Consider the following 18,874-nt stretch of genomic DNA (forward strand, 5'->3'; position numbering starts at 1 on the left):
GTGGTTGCCTCTGCGTCGGTGGTGAATGTCGTCCGATAAGGAATATAGAAATGGCATTGAAAGACGCCCCTACCTCAGTTCTGCTCGAAAACGTTCTCGGCCTGATCCACCAGAAATTGCCTGAGAAGAGTGCCTCTCTGGTTGAACGTTTCGTGGCCAAGTTTTACGGCAATATGGCGAGCTCCGATCTGCATGATCGCAACGACAGTGATCTCTACGGTGCTGCGTTGAGCCTGTGGAATGCCCTCAATCAACGTAGCGGCACCGAGCCTTATATCCGGGTCTACAATCCCGAGCTGACCCGCCACGGTTGGCAGTCTCCCCATACCATTGTCGAGGTTATCCTGCAGGACTCCCCGTTCCTGGTGGACTCCATCCGGATGGCGCTCAAGCGGCTCAATATCACTGCCCACATGATGCTGCATCAACCGCTGCACCTTATTCGTGGTGCGGATGGCAAGATCGGCGCCATCCTGGAGCTCGATAACACCGACGGGCAGACCTCGGTTGAAACTGCGTTCCTCATCGAGATCGATCATCTCACCAGCGAAGAGCAGATGGCCGCGCTGGCAGCCGAACTCAACTCGGTGGCAGGGGAAGTGGCGCTGGCGGTCGGGGACTGGCTGCCGATGTTGGCCAAGCTCAATGAAATCATCGATGAACTGCCCAAACGCAAGAGTCCGGTCAGCAAGGAAGAGGTAGCCTCCTGCGTTGCCTTCCTCAAATGGGTAGCCGCCCACAACTTCACCCTGATGGGCTATCGCCGCTACGACGTCAAGGCGGTGGAGGGGGACCACGAGATCCTGCCGCAGGCCAGTTCCAGTCTCGGTCTGATGAAGAACTCCATCAAGGATGAAGGGCAGCGCCTTGGCAATATGCCTGCCAGCGCCCGTCATGCCGCCCTGAGCTCTGACTTGCTGATCCTCACCAAATCTAACAGCAAGTCCCGGGTGCACCGCCCTGCCTATGTGGACTACATCGGCATCAAGCGCTTCGACGAGCATGGCAAGGTGGTCGGTGAAGATCGCTTTATCGGCCTCTACGCCTCCTCCATCTACAACACCAGCGCCACCCAGATCCCGCTCATTAGCCACCGTCTCGAGCGCATCATGGCCTCCTCCGGCCATGAGAAAGGCTCCCACGCCTACAAGGCGCTGCTGAACGTGCTGGAAACCTACCCCCGTGACGAGCTGATCCAGGCCCGTGAAGAGGAGCTGTTGGCTACCGGCCTGGGCGTGCTGGAGATGCAGGAGCGAGACATGTTGCGCCTGTTCGTGCGCCGCGATGTTTATGGCCGCTTCTTCTCCTGCATGGTCTATGTCACCAAGGAGCGCTACAACACCGCCCTGCGGATCAAGACCCAACAGATCCTGCAACAGTATTTCGGCAGTAGTGAAGAGGTGGAGTTCAATGTCTACTTCACCGAAGGGGTGCTGGCACGGACCCACTACATAGTGCGGGTCAACAACAACAACGTGGATGTGGATGTGAACGAAGTACAGAACAACCTGATTGAAGCGGCCCGCAGCTGGGACGACCGACTCGACTCCGTGCTGCTCTCCCACTATGGCGAAGCCCGTGGCAACGAGCTGCGCCGCCGTTTCAGCACCGCTTTCCCCCGCGCCTACAAGGAAGATGTGCTGCCGGGCTCTGCCGTTGCCGATATCATGGCGCTCGATAACCTGAGTGAAGCCGAACCCCTTGGCATGTTGTTCTATCGTGCCCAGGAGGAGGAGAACGACCGTCGGGTACGGCTCAAGCTGTTCCACCGCACTGAGCCCATTCACCTCTCCGACGTACTGCCGATGCTGGAGAGCATGGGGCTGCGTGTCATCGGCGAGACCCCTTATCAGGTACGCACCCCGAGCGGTGATCTGTTCTGGATCCTTGACTTCTCCATGCTGTTGCACGGCGAGCAGCCCTTTGAGCTGGAGCAGAGCCAACAGCGCTTCCAGCAAGCCTTTGCGGCTATCTGGAACAAGCAGCTGGAAGATGACGGTTTCAACCGGCTGGTGCTGGGCGCCAACCTCACTGGCCGTCAGGTCTCGGTGTTGCGCGCCTATGCCAAATACATGCGCCAGACCGGAGTCTCCTTCAGCCAGTCCTATATCGAAGAGACCCTGACTCGTTATCCCGATATCGCCCAGTTGCTGTTTACCTTGTTCGAGCAGCGCCTCGATCCGGCAGGCAAACAGGACGCTAAGGCAGAAGCCAAGCTGCACGAGGCGCTTGCCGCCAAGCTGGATCAGGTGGCCAACCTCGATGACGATCGCATCATTCGCCGCTATGTGGAGATGATCGACGCCACCTTGCGCACCAACTACTACCAGCTGGACAAGGCGGGCAACATCAAGCCCTACGTCTCCTTCAAGCTTGCTCCCGCCAATATTACTGACATGCCGCTGCCGCTGCCCAAATTCGAGATCTTCGTCTATTCGCCACGGGTAGAAGGGGTGCACCTGCGCTGGGGCAAGGTGGCCCGTGGCGGCCTGCGCTGGTCGGATCGCAAAGAAGACTTCCGCACTGAAGTGCTGGGTCTGGTCAAAGCCCAGCAGGTGAAGAACACCGTCATCGTGCCGGTGGGGGCAAAGGGCGGCTTCTACTGCAAACAGATGCCGGTGGGCGCGCCCAGAGCCGTCATCCAGGAAGAGGGCAAAGCCTGCTATCGCCTGTTTATCCGTGGTCTGCTCGATGTGACCGACAACATCATTGGCGGTGAAGTGATCCCGCCGAAATCCGTGGTGCGCCACGACGAGGATGACTACTATCTGGTAGTGGCCGCCGACAAGGGCACTGCCACCTTCTCCGACATCGCCAACGAAATAAGCCTTGAATACGGTCACTGGCTGGGCGATGCGTTCGCTTCCGGCGGCTCGGTCGGTTATGACCACAAGAAGATGGGCATCACCGCCCGCGGTGCCTGGGAGTCGGTCAAGCGCCACTTCCGCGAGATCGGCGTCAACTGCCAGACCACAGATTTTACCTGCGTCGGGATCGGCGACATGGCAGGGGATGTGTTTGGCAACGGCATGCTGCTCTCCGAGCACACCCGACTGGTGGGTGCTTTCAACCACATGCATATCTTCATCGACCCGACTCCGGATGCAGCCAAAAGCTTTGTCGAACGCCAGCGCCTGTTCGAGCTGCCGGGTTCCAGCTGGGATGACTACAACCGCGAGCTGATATCACAAGGGGGCGGCATCTTCCTGCGCTCTGCCAAGTCCATCAAGCTCAGCCTCGAGATGCAGACCCTGCTTGGTACCGACAAGGCCAGTATGGCCCCGAACGAGCTGATCAAGGCGCTGCTCTGCCTGAACATTGATCTGCTGTGGAACGGCGGGATCGGTACCTACGTGAAGAGCGCTCGCGAAAGCGATGCGGAAGTTGGCGATCGCAGCAACGATGCGCTGCGGGTCAATGGTCGCGATCTGCGGGCCCGTATCGTGGGTGAGGGGGGCAACCTCGGCTTTACCCAGCTTGGTCGGGTGGAGTACGCCAGCCAGGGCGGTCGCATCAACACCGACTTCACCGACAACGTGGGTGGGGTGGATTGCTCCGACAACGAGGTGAACATCAAGATCCTGCTTAACCAGTTGGTGGCGGCAGGGGATCTGACCCTCAAGCAGCGCAACCAGATGCTCTATGAGATGACCGACGACGTTGCCCAGATCGTTATCACTAACGCCTATCGCCAGTCCCAGTCCATCTCGGTCACCAGCTTCCGCGGTTCGGAACAACTCAAAGAGCAACAGCGCTTTATTCAGGGGCTGGAGCGGGAAGGCAAGCTGGACCGTGCGCTGGAGTTCCTGCCCTCTGATGAGGAGCTCTCCGAGCGGATGGCGGCAGGGCAGGGGCTGACCCGCCCCGAGCTGGCGGTGCTGGTGGCGTACGGCAAGATGGTACTGAAAGAGCAGCTCAACTGCCCGGAAGTGACCGATGAGCCCTTCCTCGCCAACATGCTGGTCACCAGCTTCCCGGCCAAGATACAGCAGCAGTTCGGTGCCCAGCTTGCCGATCACCCGCTACGCGGCGAGATCATCGCGACCCGGGTGGCCAACATGCTGGTCAACGACATGGGGCTAAACTTCGCCAGCCGAATGAAGGACGAGACTGGAGCCTCGGTGGCGGAAGTGGCCTGCTGCTTCGCTATGGCCCGTGAGGTGTTTGGCATGAACCGGCTGTGGCGCGATATCGAAGGGTGCGACAACCTGGTGGATGCCAAGACCCAGCTCGAGCTGATGTTCTACAGTCGTCGCATTGTGCGCCGCGCCACCCGCTGGTTCCTGCGTGCTCGCAACCGCAGCTGGAGCATCAGCGAGAACATCGCCTTCTTCCGCCCGGCATTCGAGACCTTGAGTCAGCACCTCTATGAGGTGATGGATGAGAGCGAAGTGGCTGAGCACAAGCTGGCCGTGAGCAAGCTGGTGGAGAAACAGGTACCGGAGGCCATTGCCTGTCAGGTCGCTCATATGAGCAGTCTCTTCTCCTGTCTGGATCTGGCGCAGATTGCCGCGGAGCACAAGACTGACATCCTGCGTGCCGCCAATGTCTACTATCGCCTTGGGGCCAAACTGGATCTGCACTGGTTCCTCGACCAGATCAATCATCAACCGGTGGGCAACCACTGGCAGGCGATGGCGCGGGCCTCGTTCCGCGAAGATCTGGACTGGCAGCAGCGCAGTCTCACTTCTGTGGTACTGGAAGGGTGCAAAAATCAGGGAGAATGCGCTACCATACTGGCCGACTGGATTTCGGAGCATGAGCAACTCTTGTCCCGTTGGACCCATATGTTGGCCGACTTCAAGACCACCAGCACTCACGAGTTCGCCAAGTTCTCGGTGGCCTTGCGAGAGTTGAACCTGCTCCAGTTGAATTGCCGGGCACTTTAAATTGCCAAATTAAGGCATCACACCGGCATTACACCCCAAGCCCCGGCCAGTTGCCGGGGCTTTCTTTAAGGAGCAAAGATGTTGTACCCCATCGCAAGGCATTTCCTGTTCAAGCTCAATCCGGAACAGGCGCACGATCTCTCCATGAAATATTTGCCCCGCCTTCTCGGTACGCCACTCGATTGTTTCTTCCGCCAGAATTTGCCGAAACGCCCCGTCACTGTTATGGGGCTTTCTTTTGCCAACCCGGTGGGATTGGCAGCCGGTCTGGATAAAGATGGTGAGTGCATTGATGCGTTAGGAGCCATGGGATTTGGCTTTATCGAGGTAGGCACCGTCACCCCCAAACCCCAGAGCGGCAATGACAAGCCTCGCCTGTTCCGGGTTATTCCGGCAGAGGGGATCATCAACCGGATGGGATTCAACAACAAGGGAGTGGATCATCTGGTAGCCAAGGTAAAAGAGGCTAAATATCAGGGGGTGATCGGCATTAATATCGGCAAGAACAAAGATACCCCCATCGAGCAGGGCAAGGATGATTACCTGATCTGCATGGACAAGGTTTATGATCACGCCGGTTATATTGCCGTCAATATCTCTTCCCCCAACACCCCGGGTTTGCGTTCGCTGCAATATGGCGAGGCGCTGGATGAATTGCTGGCAGCCCTCAAGGTGCGTCAGCAAGAGCTGGCCGCCCAATATAAAAAGTATGTGCCGCTGGCGGTTAAAATTGCCCCGGATTTAAGCCTTGCAGAAATAGATCAGGTTGCCGCCTCACTGGTGCGTAATGGCATTGATGGTGTGATCGCCACCAATACCACCCTTGAGCGCGAGATGATTTATGACATGCCCCATGCCGGTGAAGCAGGTGGCCTGAGCGGTCGTCCGCTGCAGTACAAGAGCACCGAGGTGATCCGCCATTTGGCCAAGGCGCTCGATGGTGCATTGCCGATTATCGGGGTAGGGGGTATTGATAGTGCCATGGCCGCCCGTGAAAAATTGGCCGCCGGTGCCAGTCTGGTACAAATTTATAGCGGTTTTATTTATAAAGGACCGGGTCTGGTCAAAGAGATCGTGACAAATATATAAGAAATAGTAGGGAGCCCTTTATTTGACGTTGCTGATTTTATCTACATGGAATAAAGTCAACTGATAAAATTTCAAGTAAGGGCTCCAACATGTTTATCCAACCGACCGATAGCTGGCAATGGCACTATGATGCCCAGAGTGACCGTCTGATGTTGGACCTGTCTGATAACATGTTATTTGCGACCGAGTATCAAGGGCGACAATTGGTACCCAGCTCGTTTGCTACCCAGCCATTTTGTGTCGATGATGCGGCGCTCTATTATCAGCTGATGGACAAAGCGGCCGAACTGGAGTGGAGTATTCCTCATCAGGTACAATTGGTTCTCAATGCAATAGCCGTTAGCCGTTTTTATAAGCCCCTGATGCCGCAAAGCTGGTTTTTTAGTGAACAGCATCCGGTCATTGCACCAAACAATGGTGATCTGATTTTGATGCATACACCCCATGGCAAAGGGGAATTTATGGTTATTGAGGCGGGTGAACAGGCCAGCGTCTGTTTGAACCTGACCGCCGATCTTATATTGACCACCAGTAAAACGCTGCCCCGTTTCGGCGTGATCAAGGTGATGAACAACCGGATGAAATCTCGCATGGTGGTGACCGAGCAATATCGTCAGGTGAGTTGATCCTCTGCGCTGTTTTACTGGCGTGTTTGATCACTAGCGTCTTATCATTTTTGTCTGAACAACATCCTCATTTTTATTTGTTCTTGCTCTGCTATTCACCATCAACCCGCCCCGCGTTCATGCTGTCGGCTTATCACCAAAGAGATGCCGGATGCAAAAAAGTGGCGGGATATTACTCCCGCCACAACCTCTGATACTCACAACATTTAGACTGGATCTAGTTACGCAAATTAAGTTGAATTGTGTAAACCCTGTCCATGCCAGGCATGTTGAGGTCGGTGAGCAGCAGATCCACATGGTCGATCTGCTGCAATTTATCGAGTGCATCCTGACCATCATTGGCGACATGGATCTGGCCAAAGCCCAGCGCCTGCAACAGGCAGGTCACCTCATATTGCTGGGTGCGAGAATCATCGACCACCAGAGCGCAGCGGCCCTGCCATTGCACTAATGACATAGTTAACCCTCTATTTAATCCGGACGCGCGAGCGTTTGTGTTATCTGGGCAAGTGACATCACTTCATCGACCCCTCCGTGTGCGATCGCCTCTTTGGGCATGCCAAATACCACACAACTGGCCTCATCCTGGGCAATCGTACGGGCGCCGGTATCGTGCAATTCCCGCAAACCACGGGCACCGTCGTCTCCCATGCCGGTCATGATGACGCCAAGGGCATTGTGACCAGCGCTGACCGCGATGGAGCGAAACAGCACATCGACTGAAGGACAGTGCCGCGAGACGGGAGGTCCCTCTTTCACCTCGGCCAGATACTGGGCACCGCTGCGCTGGATCAGCAGATGTTTGCCGCCCGGTGCAATCAGCGCCACCCCGGGAAGGAGGCGATCGCCAGTGACCGCTTCCTTGACTTCAATCTGGGATAAACCGTTCAGCCGCTCGGCAAACGAGGCGGTAAATCTGGCGGGCATATGCTGGACGATGGCCAAGCCCGGGCAGCTTGTTGGCAAACGGGTGAGCAGGTATTCCAGCGCCTGGGTGCCGCCCGTCGATGTCCCTACGGCAACGATCCGTTCGGTCGTTTTGAATTTAATCCGTTCAGCCGGGGGGGAGAGCATGGCATCGGCACTGCGTTTGGGAGACACGGTGAGTTGATTGGAGGCGGGGAGCAGATTGCGCAATTTGGCATTGGCCGCACCACGGATCTCCTGAATTAGCTCATTGGCAGACTGTTGCAGAAAATTTTTGATGCCGACACCCGGCTTGGTGATGATGGAAATGGCGCCTGCTGCGAGTGCCTCCAGGGTAATGCTGGCTCCCTCTTCGGTCAGGGAGGAGCAGATAATGACCGGGGTCGGGCGTTCGGTCATTATTTTCTTGAGAAATGTCAGGCCATCCATCCTTGGCATCTCGATATCGAGAATAATGACGTCTGGCCAGCCTTTCTTCATCTGTTGCATGGCAAAAATGGGGTCAAATGCGGCGCCAATCACTTCGATATCGGGGGATTTGCTCAGCATCTGGGTGAGTACCTCCCGCACCAGTGCCGAGTCATCAACGATCAATACCCGTATTGTCATAGATTATCCTTGGCCAGAGGAGCCTGACAGCGATAGCGAGAAGGCGCTTCCTGTTCCAGCGGGAGATCATGCTGGCGGATGATCTCCGAGTGGCCGACCAGCAGATAACCACCGGGCTTGAGCAGATCGCACAACTGCGACAGTACGCGCGCTTTGGTCGCTTCATTGAAATAGATGAGCACGTTACGCAGAAAAATGACGTCGAAATCCCGCTCAACGAAGTCACTGCAGGTAAGCAGGTTCAAGTTGGAAAAGGAGACCTTTCGGGCCAGTTCTGGCCTGACCCGGATCTTGCCTGAATACTCGTCATGGCCGCGCTGAAAATAACGCAGCCACAAATGGGGGGGGACATGCTGGGCCCGCTCCGCAGCATAGATAGCGCGCTGGGCAAAGGGGATGACCCGGGTGTTGATGTCGGTGCCATAGACTCGCCAGCGCTCGTTAATGCCGAGCTGTTCGGCCAGTACCATGGCCGCAGAGTAAGCCTCTTCGCCGGTGGAACAGGCGGCAGACCAGATACGCAGCGGCTGGTGGCGGTTAGCCAATAGTTGCTCGGCATGGTGTTTTAGCCAGTTGAAGTGCTGCGCCTCGCGGAAAAAATAGGTCTCGTTGGTCGAGAGCAGATTGATCGCGATTTGCCGCTCATTGTTTTCCGAGGCGTGATTGATCTTCTCCCAGTAGCTGTAGTAACTGCTGATATTGAGTGCCCGTAGCCGTTTGGCCAGCCGGGATTGCACCAGCGCCCGCTTGCAGGGAGCAAGGTCAATGCCGGCGGTGGTCAGAATAAAACGCCGGAACAGATCGAACTCCTTTTGGCTCAGTACCGGCCCTTGTTCAGGGGTAACGAGTGATGCCACTAGCATCCCCCTTGCTCGATATTGAACAGCTGGCTGGTGGTCGCTTCCGCCATGGCACTCAGTTCGGCAATCGAGAGGGCCTTGTGCATATCGAGCAGAATGGCGAACTGCTGCGCAATCGTGACTACCCCTTGAATAAAATCGCCTCTGATATGGGCGCCAAAGGTAGGCGCTGGCTCTATGGTATCGGTGGCGATCTCCAGCACTTCACACACGGCATCGAGCAACATGCCGATCTCCTGCTCTTCGCCACTGCTGTTTGACAGGGAGAGGATCGCCACACAGGTGGTCGGTTTGAGCTCGGTCTGGGCCCGGCCAAAGCGGATCGAGAGATCGATCACCGGCACCACGGCGCCCCGCAGATTAATGATCCCCCTGACAAAGCGCGGCATCATGGGCACCGGGGTCATCCCCTCGAACTCAATGATTTCACGGATGCAACTGATATCGACGCCATACAATTCCCCCCCCAGCATGAATGTCACGCAGTGAAAATGGGAGGTTGTTGCCTCAGGAGCTGGTTTCGTGCGCATATGCCGGCTCCTAGTAGTTGGTGAACTTGCCGTCATCAACTTCCCGCTCCAGATCCTCATCGTGGTGCAGGTGTGAATGCGGAGTCAGGATGTTCTTTTTCGGGCTCACACTTTTAGCCACATAGTGTGAACCGTGGAACAGCTGTGGCTGGCGCACATTGCCTCCTCTCAGGGTGAACTGTTGCATCAACTCTTGCAGTTGCAGTGCGGTGGAGCTCAGCTCTTCCGAGGTGGAGCTCAGCTCTTCGGCGGAGGCAGCAGAGGCTTGCATGCCATCGCTGATCTGGGTGACCGCGATATTTATTTGCGAGACGCTGGCTCGTTGTTCGCGGGAGGCAGAGGCGATCTCTTGTACCAGCGTGGCGGTCTGATCGATACCGGGCAGCATTTCCCGCAGCAGGGTCCCCGCCTGCTCGGCCACGCTGACGGAACGGCTGGCCAGTTCACCGATCTCTTTGGCGGCATTTTGGGATCGCTCGGCCAGTTTTCTGACCTCGGCGGCGACAGTGGCAAACCCTTTGCCATGTTCACCTGCTCGGGCTGCTTCGATGGCCGCATTAATTGCCAACAGATCGGTTTTGTTGGCGATGTCGTTGATCACCGTGATGCGGGAGGCGATCTCCTTCATGGCATGGACCATTTCGCCAACCGCTTTGCCACTGTCGGTCGCGCTGCTGGCCGCTTTGGTGGAGATGTTTTCGGTCACCTTGGCGTTGTCCGCGTTCTGGCTCACGGTAGCCGCCATCTCTTCAACCGAGGCGCTGGTCTGCTCGACGCTGGAGGCGAGCTCCGATGCGGTTTGGGAGAGCGAATTGGCGGTGGCCGCAACCTGTTCCGAGGCAGAACCGATTGCCTCCGACATGGCTCCGACTTCGTTGAGGGTGTCCGATAGTCGATGAGCCATGCTCTTGATGGCAAAGAGCAAGCTGGAGGAGTCATCGGCTCTCAGTTTGACCGGGGTGGAGAGATCGCCGTTGGCGACACGGGCGACTACCTGCACGGTATAGGAAGGGTCTCCTCCCAGCTGGCGCAAGATGCTACGGGTCACCAATAAGGCAAGTATCAGACAGATAACAAATGCCATAACCGATATTACGAGAAGGAGTCGCAGGTTCTCCTGATAGATATTCTGGCTTTCGTCTAGAGAGCTTTTCGCCAAGGAGGCATTAACGTCGACCAATTCCCTGAGAACGGCATCCGCCATATCGAAGGCAGGTCGACCCTTCTCACTCATCATGCGGTAAGATTTGCGGTCGGCGTCTATATCCATTCCTTGGGTCTGGGCCAACTTGAGAATGTCATTTTGGTACCCTTTGTATGCTGACCATGTCTGTTCAAAGCGGGAGAGCAGGTCAGTTTCCCGCTGGGTGAGATTGGTTTTACGGTAATTCGCAAGTGATTCCCACATCAGCTTTTCAAACTTGTCCATATTGGCTAACGATTGATCTTTCAAATCAGGATCGACTTCACCGATATAGCGATAAAGGGCGCGATTTTGATAAACCGCATACAGATTACCAGTGGCAATGTCTTTTATTGGTATCAGCTGGTTTGCATGCATATTGACCACCAGCTGAGCCATGGTTCTAGTGGAGCTGTAACTGGTCACTGTCAATGTGATCAGCAGTAGCATCAGGATGGAAAATGACAGCACCAGTTTTGTTCTGACTTGCAAGTTGTGAAACCAGTCCATGGTTTTGACTCCATAAATACCGTTAATGACAGTATGGGGGGCGACTCAATTTCTGATGTTAAATACCGCATCATTCTGTTGATGCAGCATGTGTTGTTCTCGGCGCCGAGCCAGCTCAATCAGCTGTGGCACATCAAGGATCAGTGCTGGCTGACCATTGCCCAGAATGGTGGAGCCGCTGACATAGCGCAGTGATTTGAATAACTCACCCAGTGGTTTGATCACGGCTTGTACCTCACCGACCAGCCGATCTACCACGATGCCAGCCCGGTTGTCGGCATAGTCAACCATCACCACAAAGGCGGGTTCGGTAGCTGGGGGGAGGGCAAACAGTTCGCGCAACACGATGAAGGGCACCCACTCACCACGAATATTGATCTGGCGAGCAGGGGTATCGAGCGCCTCCGGCGGCAGGTCGATACATTCGATCATCATGTCGAGGGGGATAACCAGTGAGGAGTGATCCACTTCGATACGAAAGCCGTCGATGATGGCCAGCGTCAGCGGCAATCGCAGGCGAAAGGTCGTCCCGGTCCCCAGGCGGCTTTCGATGGTGGCTTCTCCGCGCAGAGATTCCAGATTGCGTTTGACCACATCCAGCCCGACCCCGCGGCCGGAAAGATCGCTGACATCGGCCGCGGTGGAGAAGCCTGGCTGAAACAGAAACTGGAATATCTCCTGTTCCCCCAATACCTTGCCCTCTTGTGTCATGCCGAGCGCCAATGCCTTGGCCTGGATCTTTTCCCGATCGATACCACGACCATCGTCACTGACTTCGACGACCACGGCGCCTGCATCGTGGTACGCATTGAGAGTTATCACCCCGGATGCTTGCTTGCCTGCCTGCAGGCGTTGCAGTTCATCCTCGATACCATGGTCGACGGCGTTGCGGACCAGATGCATCAGGGGATCGGTCAGTTTCTCGACCATGGATTTGTCGATATCGGTATCGGCATTGTGAATGTGCAGACTGATGTTTTTGCCGGTCTGCTGGGAGAGTTCATGCACCAGACGGGGAAACCGGTTAAAGATCTCGTTGATGGGCACCATACGCAAGGTCAGGGCATCATCCCGGATCCCTTCGACCAGGGTGTTGACTGTGGCGACTGATTCGACCAGCTCGGCATCGCCCCGCAATTTTGCCTGTAATGTGGTTGCCGAGGTGGCGATCACCAGTTCGCCCACCCGATTGATCAGACGATCCAGTTTGGCCGCCTCAATGCGGATGTAATGACCTTCGGCACGCAACGGCGCAGGCTTGGCCTGGGACGTGACTGAGGGCTCGGTTTTACTCTCCGGCAGGGTTGCGGCGATTTGAATTGGTTGGGGAGAAGATGAATTGCCATATGTGTCGTGTTCTATGGCATCAGCTTCCGAGCGGGTCAGGGCACCGGCAGCCTCCCAGCGAGCCAGCTGCGCTGTCAATGGCTCATTGCGCCATTGGGCCAGCTTGGCGCCCTGTCTGGCATACTCGGCCAGATCCTGATGGGGGGTCAGCAAGCAGATAATGCTGGCATGGGCCACAAAGTCAAATGTGCTGCGAATTCGTTCGGGAGATTGCGCGCTACGCAACGCAATCTCGTAACCAAGGAAACACTCTGTTGGATCGAGCAACTGCAACGGGGGCCACTCATGCCAGACTGGTTCGATAAACCCGATCTCGCCCAGATTGCCGAGGTAGCGGATAAATGCCAGCAGGTCGAAGCCATCCTGATAAAGGGCTGGGTAGAAGCGCAGCGACAGGTGCCACGAGCGCATATCTTGTTCGGCAACTTCGTGCTGGACGGGCAGTGAAACCGGTGGATTGGGCAAACTCTGATGCCCTTGTAGCTGGGAGAGCAGCGCCAGGATCTGCTGGGTCTCGGTTTGCGGCAATTCCGGGTTGTGTTCGGCCCCTTGCAGCAGGTCGCGCAATTGGTCATTACAGGCCAGCAGCAGGTTGATCAGATGTTCATCGAGCTGGATCTCGCCGCTGCGCAGCCGGGTCAGCATGTTCTCCATGGCATGGGCAAAGCGCACCAGCATGGTGAGCCCCAGCATACTGGCCGACCCCTTGATGGTATGGGCGGTGCGAAACATCAGATTGTAGGTATCCGCATTCGCTGGGTAGGTATCTCTGTCAAGCAGGGCGTGTTCCAGATGGTCACACTGCTCGTAGGCCTCTTCAAAAAAGAGGATGCGCGCTTTATTGATATCCATCTTTGGTCCCCGCGATGGTCAGCATGGGTAACAGGCCGAGTTGGCTCAACGCCAGCTGCGCTACACTCTCTTCCCCGGTGCGGATCCGCAAGCGTTTGCTCTGCTGATTGGCTTCCTGCTGCAAAAGGGCGATCAACTGGGCACCGCAACTATCCAGCTCCTCCAACTGGCTGACATCCAGCACGACGATGGCAAAGTTAAGCAAGCCGAAGAGATCATCTTGCAGGTCCCCCAGGGTCATGATGGTGAGCTCCCCCGTCAGGATGGCCGTCGGGGGGGCATGCAGAATATCAAGCTCGAAACTCATCCCTGTAACTCCCCTTTCATGGCTGCATCACTTTGTAGACATCATCGATCAGCTTGAGTGGTTCAAATGGCTTGGTCAGCCAGATGCGCGCGCCAGCGTCGAAACCCTCCTGACGGATCTCTGCCGAGTTTTCGGTGGTCAGCATGATGAAAGGCAGATAACGGGTCGCTGGCTGCGCTTTGACCTGCCTGAGCAGGGTCATGCCGTCCATTCCCGGCATGTTGAGATCCGAAATGATGAGATGAACACGTTGGCGTTCGAGTTGGCCAAGGGCAGCATTGCCATCATCGGCCTCAATGACGACAAAGCCTGCGCTTTGCAACGTCATGGTGATGGTCGCTCGGATGCTGGCAGAATCTTCCACAACGAGGATGGTTTTGGTCATAAAGGCGGCTCATTCACAGGCGTTATTGATATCTGGCTGACATGGGGCGAGACCTCCTAATTGTTGTCCAATAAGTTGATGTGGGTGGACTTTTTAAAAATGGGCCAGCCTGCGCAGGACAAAAATTGGGGGAGGGGATGCAAAGCGGTTTTTCCGACGCTCAAGAAGGGGGCCAATAGGCGCTTGTCACGCCGTTTCTCCCTTCATTGCCAGCCACTTTTGCATGCTCAGAGTCACCTGATGAGGTATAATGCGGGACTATTTTTATGGGTTTCCCGTGAGCGTGATGAAAGAATTTTTTGCAACCTGCCCCAAAGGGCTGGAAAACCTGTTGGCCGACGAGCTGACCACCCTGGGCGCAGAGCAGGTCCGTGAGACCGTGGCTGGCGTCCACTTCAAAGGCGAACTGGCGATTGGCTACAAAGCCTGCCTGTGGAGCCGTTTTGCCTCCCGTATCGTGCTGGTGCTGTCCGAATTCCAGATGAACGACGATCTGGATCTCTATCTGGGCGCCCACACCATCCCCTGGGAAGAGCACTTCTCCGGTACTTCTACCATCGCGGTGGACTTTACCGGTACCAACCCCGCCATTCGCAATACCCAATATGGCGCGTTGAAGATCAAGGATGCTATCGTCGATCGCTTCACCAAGCGCGGTCACGTGCGTCCTGACGTGGACAAGAAGTCGCCGGATATCCGCATCATGGCGCACCTGGGCAAAGGCAAGGCCAATATCACGCTGGACTTGTCAGGCCCGGCGCTGCACCAGCGTTTCTATCGTCAGGGCACCGGTGAAGCACCGCTCAAAGAGAACCTGGCCTGCGCCATGATTGCCCGTAGCGGCTGGGCCGGTGAGCCCATGATGGACCCCATGTGCGGTTCCGGTACTTTGCTGATTGAAGCGGCCTTTATCGCCGCCGACATGGCGCCGGCGCTGCGCCGCGAGCGCTTCGGTTTCGATCGCTGGCTGCAGCACGATAGCGAGCTGTGGCAGAGTCTGATGATGGAAGCGCAAGTGCGCGCCAAACGCGGCATGCAGCGTTGCGAAGTGAAGCTGTTTGGCTGTGATGCCGACCAGCGCGTGCTGCTCAAAGCGCGCGACAACGCCAAAGCGGCCGGTGTTGCCCATCTCATCACCTTCAAGCAGGCCGACGTCACCAAGCTGGAAAACCCGCTGCCGATGCCTGCCCCTGTTGAAGGGGAAGAAGGTCAAGGGGAGGCCCGCCAAGTCGGTATGCTGATCTCCAACCCGCCCTATGGCGAGCGTCTTGGCGAGTTCCCGGCACTGCTGGAAGTGCACCAGGCCCTAGGTGATGCCCTGCGTCGCAGCTTCCAGGGTTGGAAAGTCTCCATTCTTTCCGCATCCCCCGAACTGCTCAGCTGTCTGCGCCTGCGTGCCGACAAGCAATATCGCCTGTTCAACGGTGCCCTCGAGTGTCAGCTGCGCAATTATCAAATCGCCCTGGACTCCGTGGCATCTCAGAAAGAGGTCGCACAGGACTTTGCCAACCGCCTGCGCAAGAATCTGAAAACCCTCGAGAAGTGGGCCAACAAAGAGGGCATCGATTGCTATCGCCTCTATGATGCCGACTTGCCGGAATACAACGCCGCCATCGACCGCTATCAGGACTATCTGGTGGTGCAAGAGTATGCCGCGCCCAAGGATATCCCCGCCCAGAAGACCCGCCAGCGTCTGCTCGACATGGTTCAAGCCGCCATCAAGGTGACCGGCATGGACGGCGAGAAGGTGATCCTGAAGGTGCGTGAGCGTCAGGAAGGCAAACAGCAATATCAGAAGCTGAACTCAGAGCAGCAGAGAATGGAAGTCCAGGAGTACGGTGCCCGTCTGTGGGTCAACCTCTACGACTATCTGGATACCGGTCTGTTCCTCGACCACCGTCAGACTCGCCGCATGCTGGGTCAGATGGCCAAGGGCAAGCGCTTCCTGAACCTGTTTGCCTATACCGGCAGTGCCACCGTGCACGCAGGTCTTGGCGGTGCTAGCGAGACCACCACGGTCGACATGTCCCACACCTACCTGAACTGGGCGCAGGACAACATGCGTCTCAACTCGCTGGTGGGCCGTCAGCACAAGTTTGTGCAGGCCGATTGTCTGAAGTGGTTGTCGGAAGCGGATGAGCAGTACGATCTCATCTTCATTGATCCGCCCACTTTCTCCAACTCCAAGCGGATGGACGAGAGCTTCGACGTACAGCGCGATCACCTGCTGCTGATGCAGCACCTGAAGCGTTTGCTGGCGGCCGATGGCACTCTGGTCTTCTCCAACAACAAGCGTCACTTCAAGATGGATCTGGCCGGTCTCGAGGCTATCGGTCTCAAGGCGCAGAACATCACCCAGAAGACGCGGCCGAAAGATTTCGAGCGCAACCAGCACATCCACAACTGCTGGATCATCACCCATGCGCCAGAGCTGGCCGGGGCGTGATGCTGACCCTGTTTCATACCGACGGTTGTCATCTGTGCGAGCAGGCCTGGACGCTGGTGGAGGAGGCAGGCCTTGCCGCCGCCACCCGCCAGTGCGACATCATGGACGATGAGCAGTGGCTTGCCGCCTATCGGGTGCGTATTCCGGTACTGCGTGACGAGGCTGGCCGCGAGCTCGGCTGGCCCTTCACGCTGGCCGAGCTCAAGGGTTGGGCCACCCGTCAGGGGTGAGAGTGATTTGACGATAAAACGGGGGCAGGCCCAGTCTGCTGCCCGTTTTTTTCATATGAAATAAGGAACAAACATGGCTCTTTTAACATTGCACGGCGCCTGTCTGTCGTTCAGTGATTTCCCGCTGCTCGACAATGCCGAACTGACCATCGAGCGGGGCGAGCGCCTCTGTCTGGTTGGCCGCAACGGGGCAGGCAAGTCCACCCTGATGAAGGTCATCGCCAGCGAATTGCCGCTGGACGACGGGCGTCTGGTGCTGCAACAAGATTTGAAAGTGACCCGCCTTGAGCAGGACCCACCGGCCTCCAGCGAGCTGACGGTGTTTGACTATGCTGCCGAAGGGCTGGCGGGCGTGGGTGAGTTGCTCAAACAGTATCACCACATCTCCATGGAGCTGGCGCACGATCCCTCAGACGCCAATATTCGCAAGATGAGCGAGTTGCAAGAGCAGCTCGACTATCAGAACGGCTGGCAATTCGAGACCCGTATCAGTCAGGTGTTGACCCTGCTGGGACTGGATCCTGATGTGACCCTCGACAGTCTCTCCGGCGGCTGGCTGCGTAAAGTGGCGCTGGCCCGTGCACTGGCCTGCGATCCCGATTTGTTGCTGCTCGATGAGCCGACCAACCACCTGGATATCGAAGCCATCAACTGGCTGGAAGATTTCCTCAAGGATTTTCGCGGCGCTATCGTCTTTATCTCTCACGATCGGGAGTTCATCCACAAGCTGGCAACCCGGATCATCGATCTCGATCGCGGCGCCATCACCTCCTGGCCAGGCAATTACGACGAGTACCTGCAAGGGAAAGAGGAGTGGTTGCGGGTCGAAGAGCTGAAAAACGCCGAGTTCGACCGCAAGCTGGCGCAGGAAGAGGTGTGGGTGCGTCAGGGCATCAAGGCTCGCCGTACCCGTAACGAAGGTCGGGTGCGGGCCCTTGAGGCGATGCGCATGGAGCGCTCCCAGCGCCGCGAGCTGCAGGGCAAGGCCAAGTTGCAACTGGACGAGGTCAATCGCTCCGGCAAGCTGGTGTTCGAGACCGAAGGGCTGGGGCTGGACTTTGGCGATCGCACCCTGTTCAAGGGGCTCGATCTGCAAGTGCTGCGCGGTGACAAGATTGCGCTGGTCGGCCCCAATGGCTGCGGTAAATCGACCCTGATCAAGCTGTTGCTGGGTCAGCTTGAGCCGACCCGTGGCACCGTCAAGGGGGGCACCAATCTGGAGGTGGCCTACTTCGATCAGTACCGCGAACAGCTCGATCCCGAGCAGACCGTGGTGGACAATGTGGGGGAGGGCAAGCAGGAGGTGATGGTGCGTGGCCGCTCCCGCCATATTCTCGGTTACCTGCAGGACTTCCTGTTCGAGCCCAAGCGGGCCCGTACGCCGGTCAAGGCACTCTCTGGTGGCGAGAAGAACCGTCTGCTGTTGGCCAAGCTGTTCCTCAAGCCCAGCAACTTGCTGATCCTCGATGAACCGACCAACGATCTGGATGTCGAGACCCTGGAACTGCTGGAAGAGCTGCTTGCCGATTACCCCGGCACCCTGCTGCTGGTCAGTCACGATCGTCGTTTCATCGACAACACCGTGACAGGTTGCTGGCTGTTTGAAGGGGATGGCCGCATCAGCGATTACGTCGGCGGCTATGCCGACATGATGGCGACTCGCGAGCAGCAAAATACACAGCAACAGGCCAAGAGTGTGCCGACCAAGGCGCCCGAGCCGATCGTTGCCGTCGCAAGCGAAGCGCCGAAGAAGAGCAAGAAGCTCTCCTACAAGCTGCAGCTTGAGCTGGAAGGGTTACCCGCCCGTCTCGAGCAGCTGGAAGCCGAGCTGGATGCGTTGCAAAGCGAGATCAACCAACCTGGTTTCTTCTCGCTGTCGGCAGATAAAACCCAGCCAAAACTGGATGCGCTCAACGCTGCCGAAGCAGCATTGGAGCAGGCATTTGCACGCTGGGAAGAGCTGGAAGGACTCAAAAATCAGGAGTAAGTTCCCTGTAATTAAAACTTAATCCAGTTCAGTGCCTTGTGTCACATAGCCCGGTTAGGGTGAAAGTTTTTGTTTGACCGGGTCAGCTCGCTGGGGT

14 protein-coding genes are annotated in these 18,874 nt (G+C 56.9%); 6 read left to right on the plus strand and 8 right to left on the minus strand.

The window, feature by feature from the left end; genetic code table 11:
• Nucleotides 1–50: 50 nt before the first annotated feature.
• The 3 genes from ACE1BR_RS14210 to ACE1BR_RS14220 all read left to right on the plus strand — a co-directional run bounded on the left by ACE1BR_RS14210 (nt 51) and on the right by ACE1BR_RS14220 (nt 6,604).
• On the plus strand, nt 51–4,889 hold the full coding sequence (locus ACE1BR_RS14210; protein WP_374871321.1) for an NAD-glutamate dehydrogenase: 4,839 nt from the start codon (nt 51–53) through the stop codon (nt 4,887–4,889).
• Nucleotides 4,890–4,967: 78 nt separating this feature from the next.
• Nucleotides 4,968–5,978, plus strand: coding sequence for a quinone-dependent dihydroorotate dehydrogenase (pyrD, locus tag ACE1BR_RS14215; protein ID WP_374871323.1), 1,011 nt, complete (start codon nt 4,968–4,970; stop codon nt 5,976–5,978).
• Nucleotides 5,979–6,067: 89 nt separating this feature from the next.
• A complete protein-coding gene (locus tag ACE1BR_RS14220) occupies nt 6,068–6,604 on the plus strand; it encodes a cell division protein ZapC (protein WP_374871325.1) in 537 nt (178 codons plus the stop codon).
• Between the two features lie 217 nt (nt 6,605–6,821).
• Here ACE1BR_RS14220 and ACE1BR_RS14225 read toward each other — a convergent pair whose 3' ends face one another.
• Genes ACE1BR_RS14225 through ACE1BR_RS14260 form a run of 8 tightly spaced genes read right to left on the minus strand, consistent with a single transcriptional unit; the run spans nt 6,822 to nt 14,114 of the window.
• Complete coding sequence (locus ACE1BR_RS14225) at nt 6,822–7,061, minus strand: response regulator (RefSeq protein WP_374871327.1); 240 nt, start codon at nt 7,059–7,061, stop codon at nt 6,822–6,824.
• A 14-nt stretch (nt 7,062–7,075) separates the two neighbouring features.
• A complete protein-coding gene (locus tag ACE1BR_RS14230) occupies nt 7,076–8,140 on the minus strand; it encodes a chemotaxis response regulator protein-glutamate methylesterase (RefSeq protein ID WP_374871329.1) in 1,065 nt (354 codons plus the stop codon).
• Nucleotides 8,137–8,997, minus strand: coding sequence for a CheR family methyltransferase (locus ACE1BR_RS14235; RefSeq protein ID WP_374871331.1), 861 nt, complete (start codon nt 8,995–8,997; stop codon nt 8,137–8,139). The genes ACE1BR_RS14230 and ACE1BR_RS14235 overlap by 4 nt, the downstream gene beginning before the upstream one ends.
• The gene (locus ACE1BR_RS14240) at nt 8,997–9,530 is read right to left on the minus strand and encodes a chemotaxis protein CheW (RefSeq protein ID WP_374871333.1); all 534 of its coding nucleotides are present in this window, start codon (nt 9,528–9,530) and stop codon (nt 8,997–8,999) included. The genes ACE1BR_RS14235 and ACE1BR_RS14240 overlap by 1 nt, the downstream gene beginning before the upstream one ends.
• 10 nt (nt 9,531–9,540) lie before the next feature.
• Entirely contained in the window at nt 9,541–11,223 is a 1,683-nt protein-coding gene (locus ACE1BR_RS14245) for a methyl-accepting chemotaxis protein (protein ID WP_374871335.1), read from the minus strand.
• A 45-nt stretch (nt 11,224–11,268) separates the two neighbouring features.
• Nucleotides 11,269–13,422: a chemotaxis protein CheA gene (locus tag ACE1BR_RS14250; protein ID WP_374871337.1), complete on the minus strand. Its 2,154-nt coding sequence runs from the start codon at nt 13,420–13,422 to the stop codon at nt 11,269–11,271.
• A complete protein-coding gene (locus ACE1BR_RS14255; RefSeq protein WP_374871339.1) occupies nt 13,409–13,729 on the minus strand; it encodes a lipid asymmetry maintenance protein MlaB in 321 nt (106 codons plus the stop codon). Before ACE1BR_RS14255 ends, ACE1BR_RS14250 begins: the two co-directional genes overlap by 14 nt.
• 16 nt (nt 13,730–13,745) lie before the next feature.
• Nucleotides 13,746–14,114 (minus strand): response regulator, encoded by a 369-nt coding sequence (locus tag ACE1BR_RS14260; RefSeq protein ID WP_197930010.1) that lies wholly within the window; start codon nt 14,112–14,114, stop codon nt 13,746–13,748.
• 250 nt (nt 14,115–14,364) lie between these two features.
• Between ACE1BR_RS14260 and rlmKL the strand changes: the two genes are divergently transcribed.
• From rlmKL to ACE1BR_RS14275, 3 genes are all read left to right on the plus strand, one after another.
• On the plus strand, nt 14,365–16,560 hold the full coding sequence (rlmKL, locus tag ACE1BR_RS14265) for a bifunctional 23S rRNA (guanine(2069)-N(7))-methyltransferase RlmK/23S rRNA (guanine(2445)-N(2))-methyltransferase RlmL (protein ID WP_374871342.1): 2,196 nt from the start codon (nt 14,365–14,367) through the stop codon (nt 16,558–16,560).
• Nucleotides 16,560–16,790, plus strand: coding sequence for a glutaredoxin family protein (locus ACE1BR_RS14270; protein WP_374871344.1), 231 nt, complete (start codon nt 16,560–16,562; stop codon nt 16,788–16,790). Before rlmKL ends, ACE1BR_RS14270 begins: the two co-directional genes overlap by 1 nt.
• A gap of 73 nt (nt 16,791–16,863) precedes the next feature.
• On the plus strand, nt 16,864–18,777 hold the full coding sequence (locus ACE1BR_RS14275; protein ID WP_374871345.1) for an ABC transporter ATP-binding protein: 1,914 nt from the start codon (nt 16,864–16,866) through the stop codon (nt 18,775–18,777).
• The last annotated feature ends 97 nt before the right edge of the window (nt 18,778–18,874 follow it).

The organism is Aeromonas sp. MdU4, from assembly GCF_041929505.1.
GTDB lineage: Bacteria > Pseudomonadota > Gammaproteobacteria > Enterobacterales > Aeromonadaceae > Aeromonas.

Bases quoted from the DNA above. Each gene is read 5' to 3' on its own strand.
- ACE1BR_RS14210 (WP_374871321.1), top strand. From the start codon at position 51: ATGGCATTGAAAGACGCCCCTACCTCAGTTCTGCTCGAAAACGTTCTC.
- pyrD (WP_374871323.1), top strand. From the start codon at position 4,968: ATGTTGTACCCCATCGCAAGGCATTTCCTGTTCAAGCTCAATCCGGAA.
- ACE1BR_RS14220 (WP_374871325.1), top strand. From the start codon at position 6,068: ATGTTTATCCAACCGACCGATAGCTGGCAATGGCACTATGATGCCCAG.
- ACE1BR_RS14225 (WP_374871327.1), bottom strand. From the start codon at position 7,061: ATGTCATTAGTGCAATGGCAGGGCCGCTGCGCTCTGGTGGTCGATGAT.
- ACE1BR_RS14230 (WP_374871329.1), bottom strand. From the start codon at position 8,140: ATGACAATACGGGTATTGATCGTTGATGACTCGGCACTGGTGCGGGAG.
- ACE1BR_RS14240 (WP_374871333.1), bottom strand. From the start codon at position 9,530: ATGCGCACGAAACCAGCTCCTGAGGCAACAACCTCCCATTTTCACTGC.
- ACE1BR_RS14245 (WP_374871335.1), bottom strand. From the start codon at position 11,223: ATGGACTGGTTTCACAACTTGCAAGTCAGAACAAAACTGGTGCTGTCA.
- ACE1BR_RS14250 (WP_374871337.1), bottom strand. From the start codon at position 13,422: ATGGATATCAATAAAGCGCGCATCCTCTTTTTTGAAGAGGCCTACGAG.
- ACE1BR_RS14255 (WP_374871339.1), bottom strand. From the start codon at position 13,729: ATGAGTTTCGAGCTTGATATTCTGCATGCCCCCCCGACGGCCATCCTG.
- ACE1BR_RS14260 (WP_197930010.1), bottom strand. From the start codon at position 14,114: ATGACCAAAACCATCCTCGTTGTGGAAGATTCTGCCAGCATCCGAGCG.
- rlmKL (WP_374871342.1), top strand. From the start codon at position 14,365: ATGCGGGACTATTTTTATGGGTTTCCCGTGAGCGTGATGAAAGAATTT.
- ACE1BR_RS14270 (WP_374871344.1), top strand. From the start codon at position 16,560: ATGCTGACCCTGTTTCATACCGACGGTTGTCATCTGTGCGAGCAGGCC.
- ACE1BR_RS14275 (WP_374871345.1), top strand. From the start codon at position 16,864: ATGGCTCTTTTAACATTGCACGGCGCCTGTCTGTCGTTCAGTGATTTC.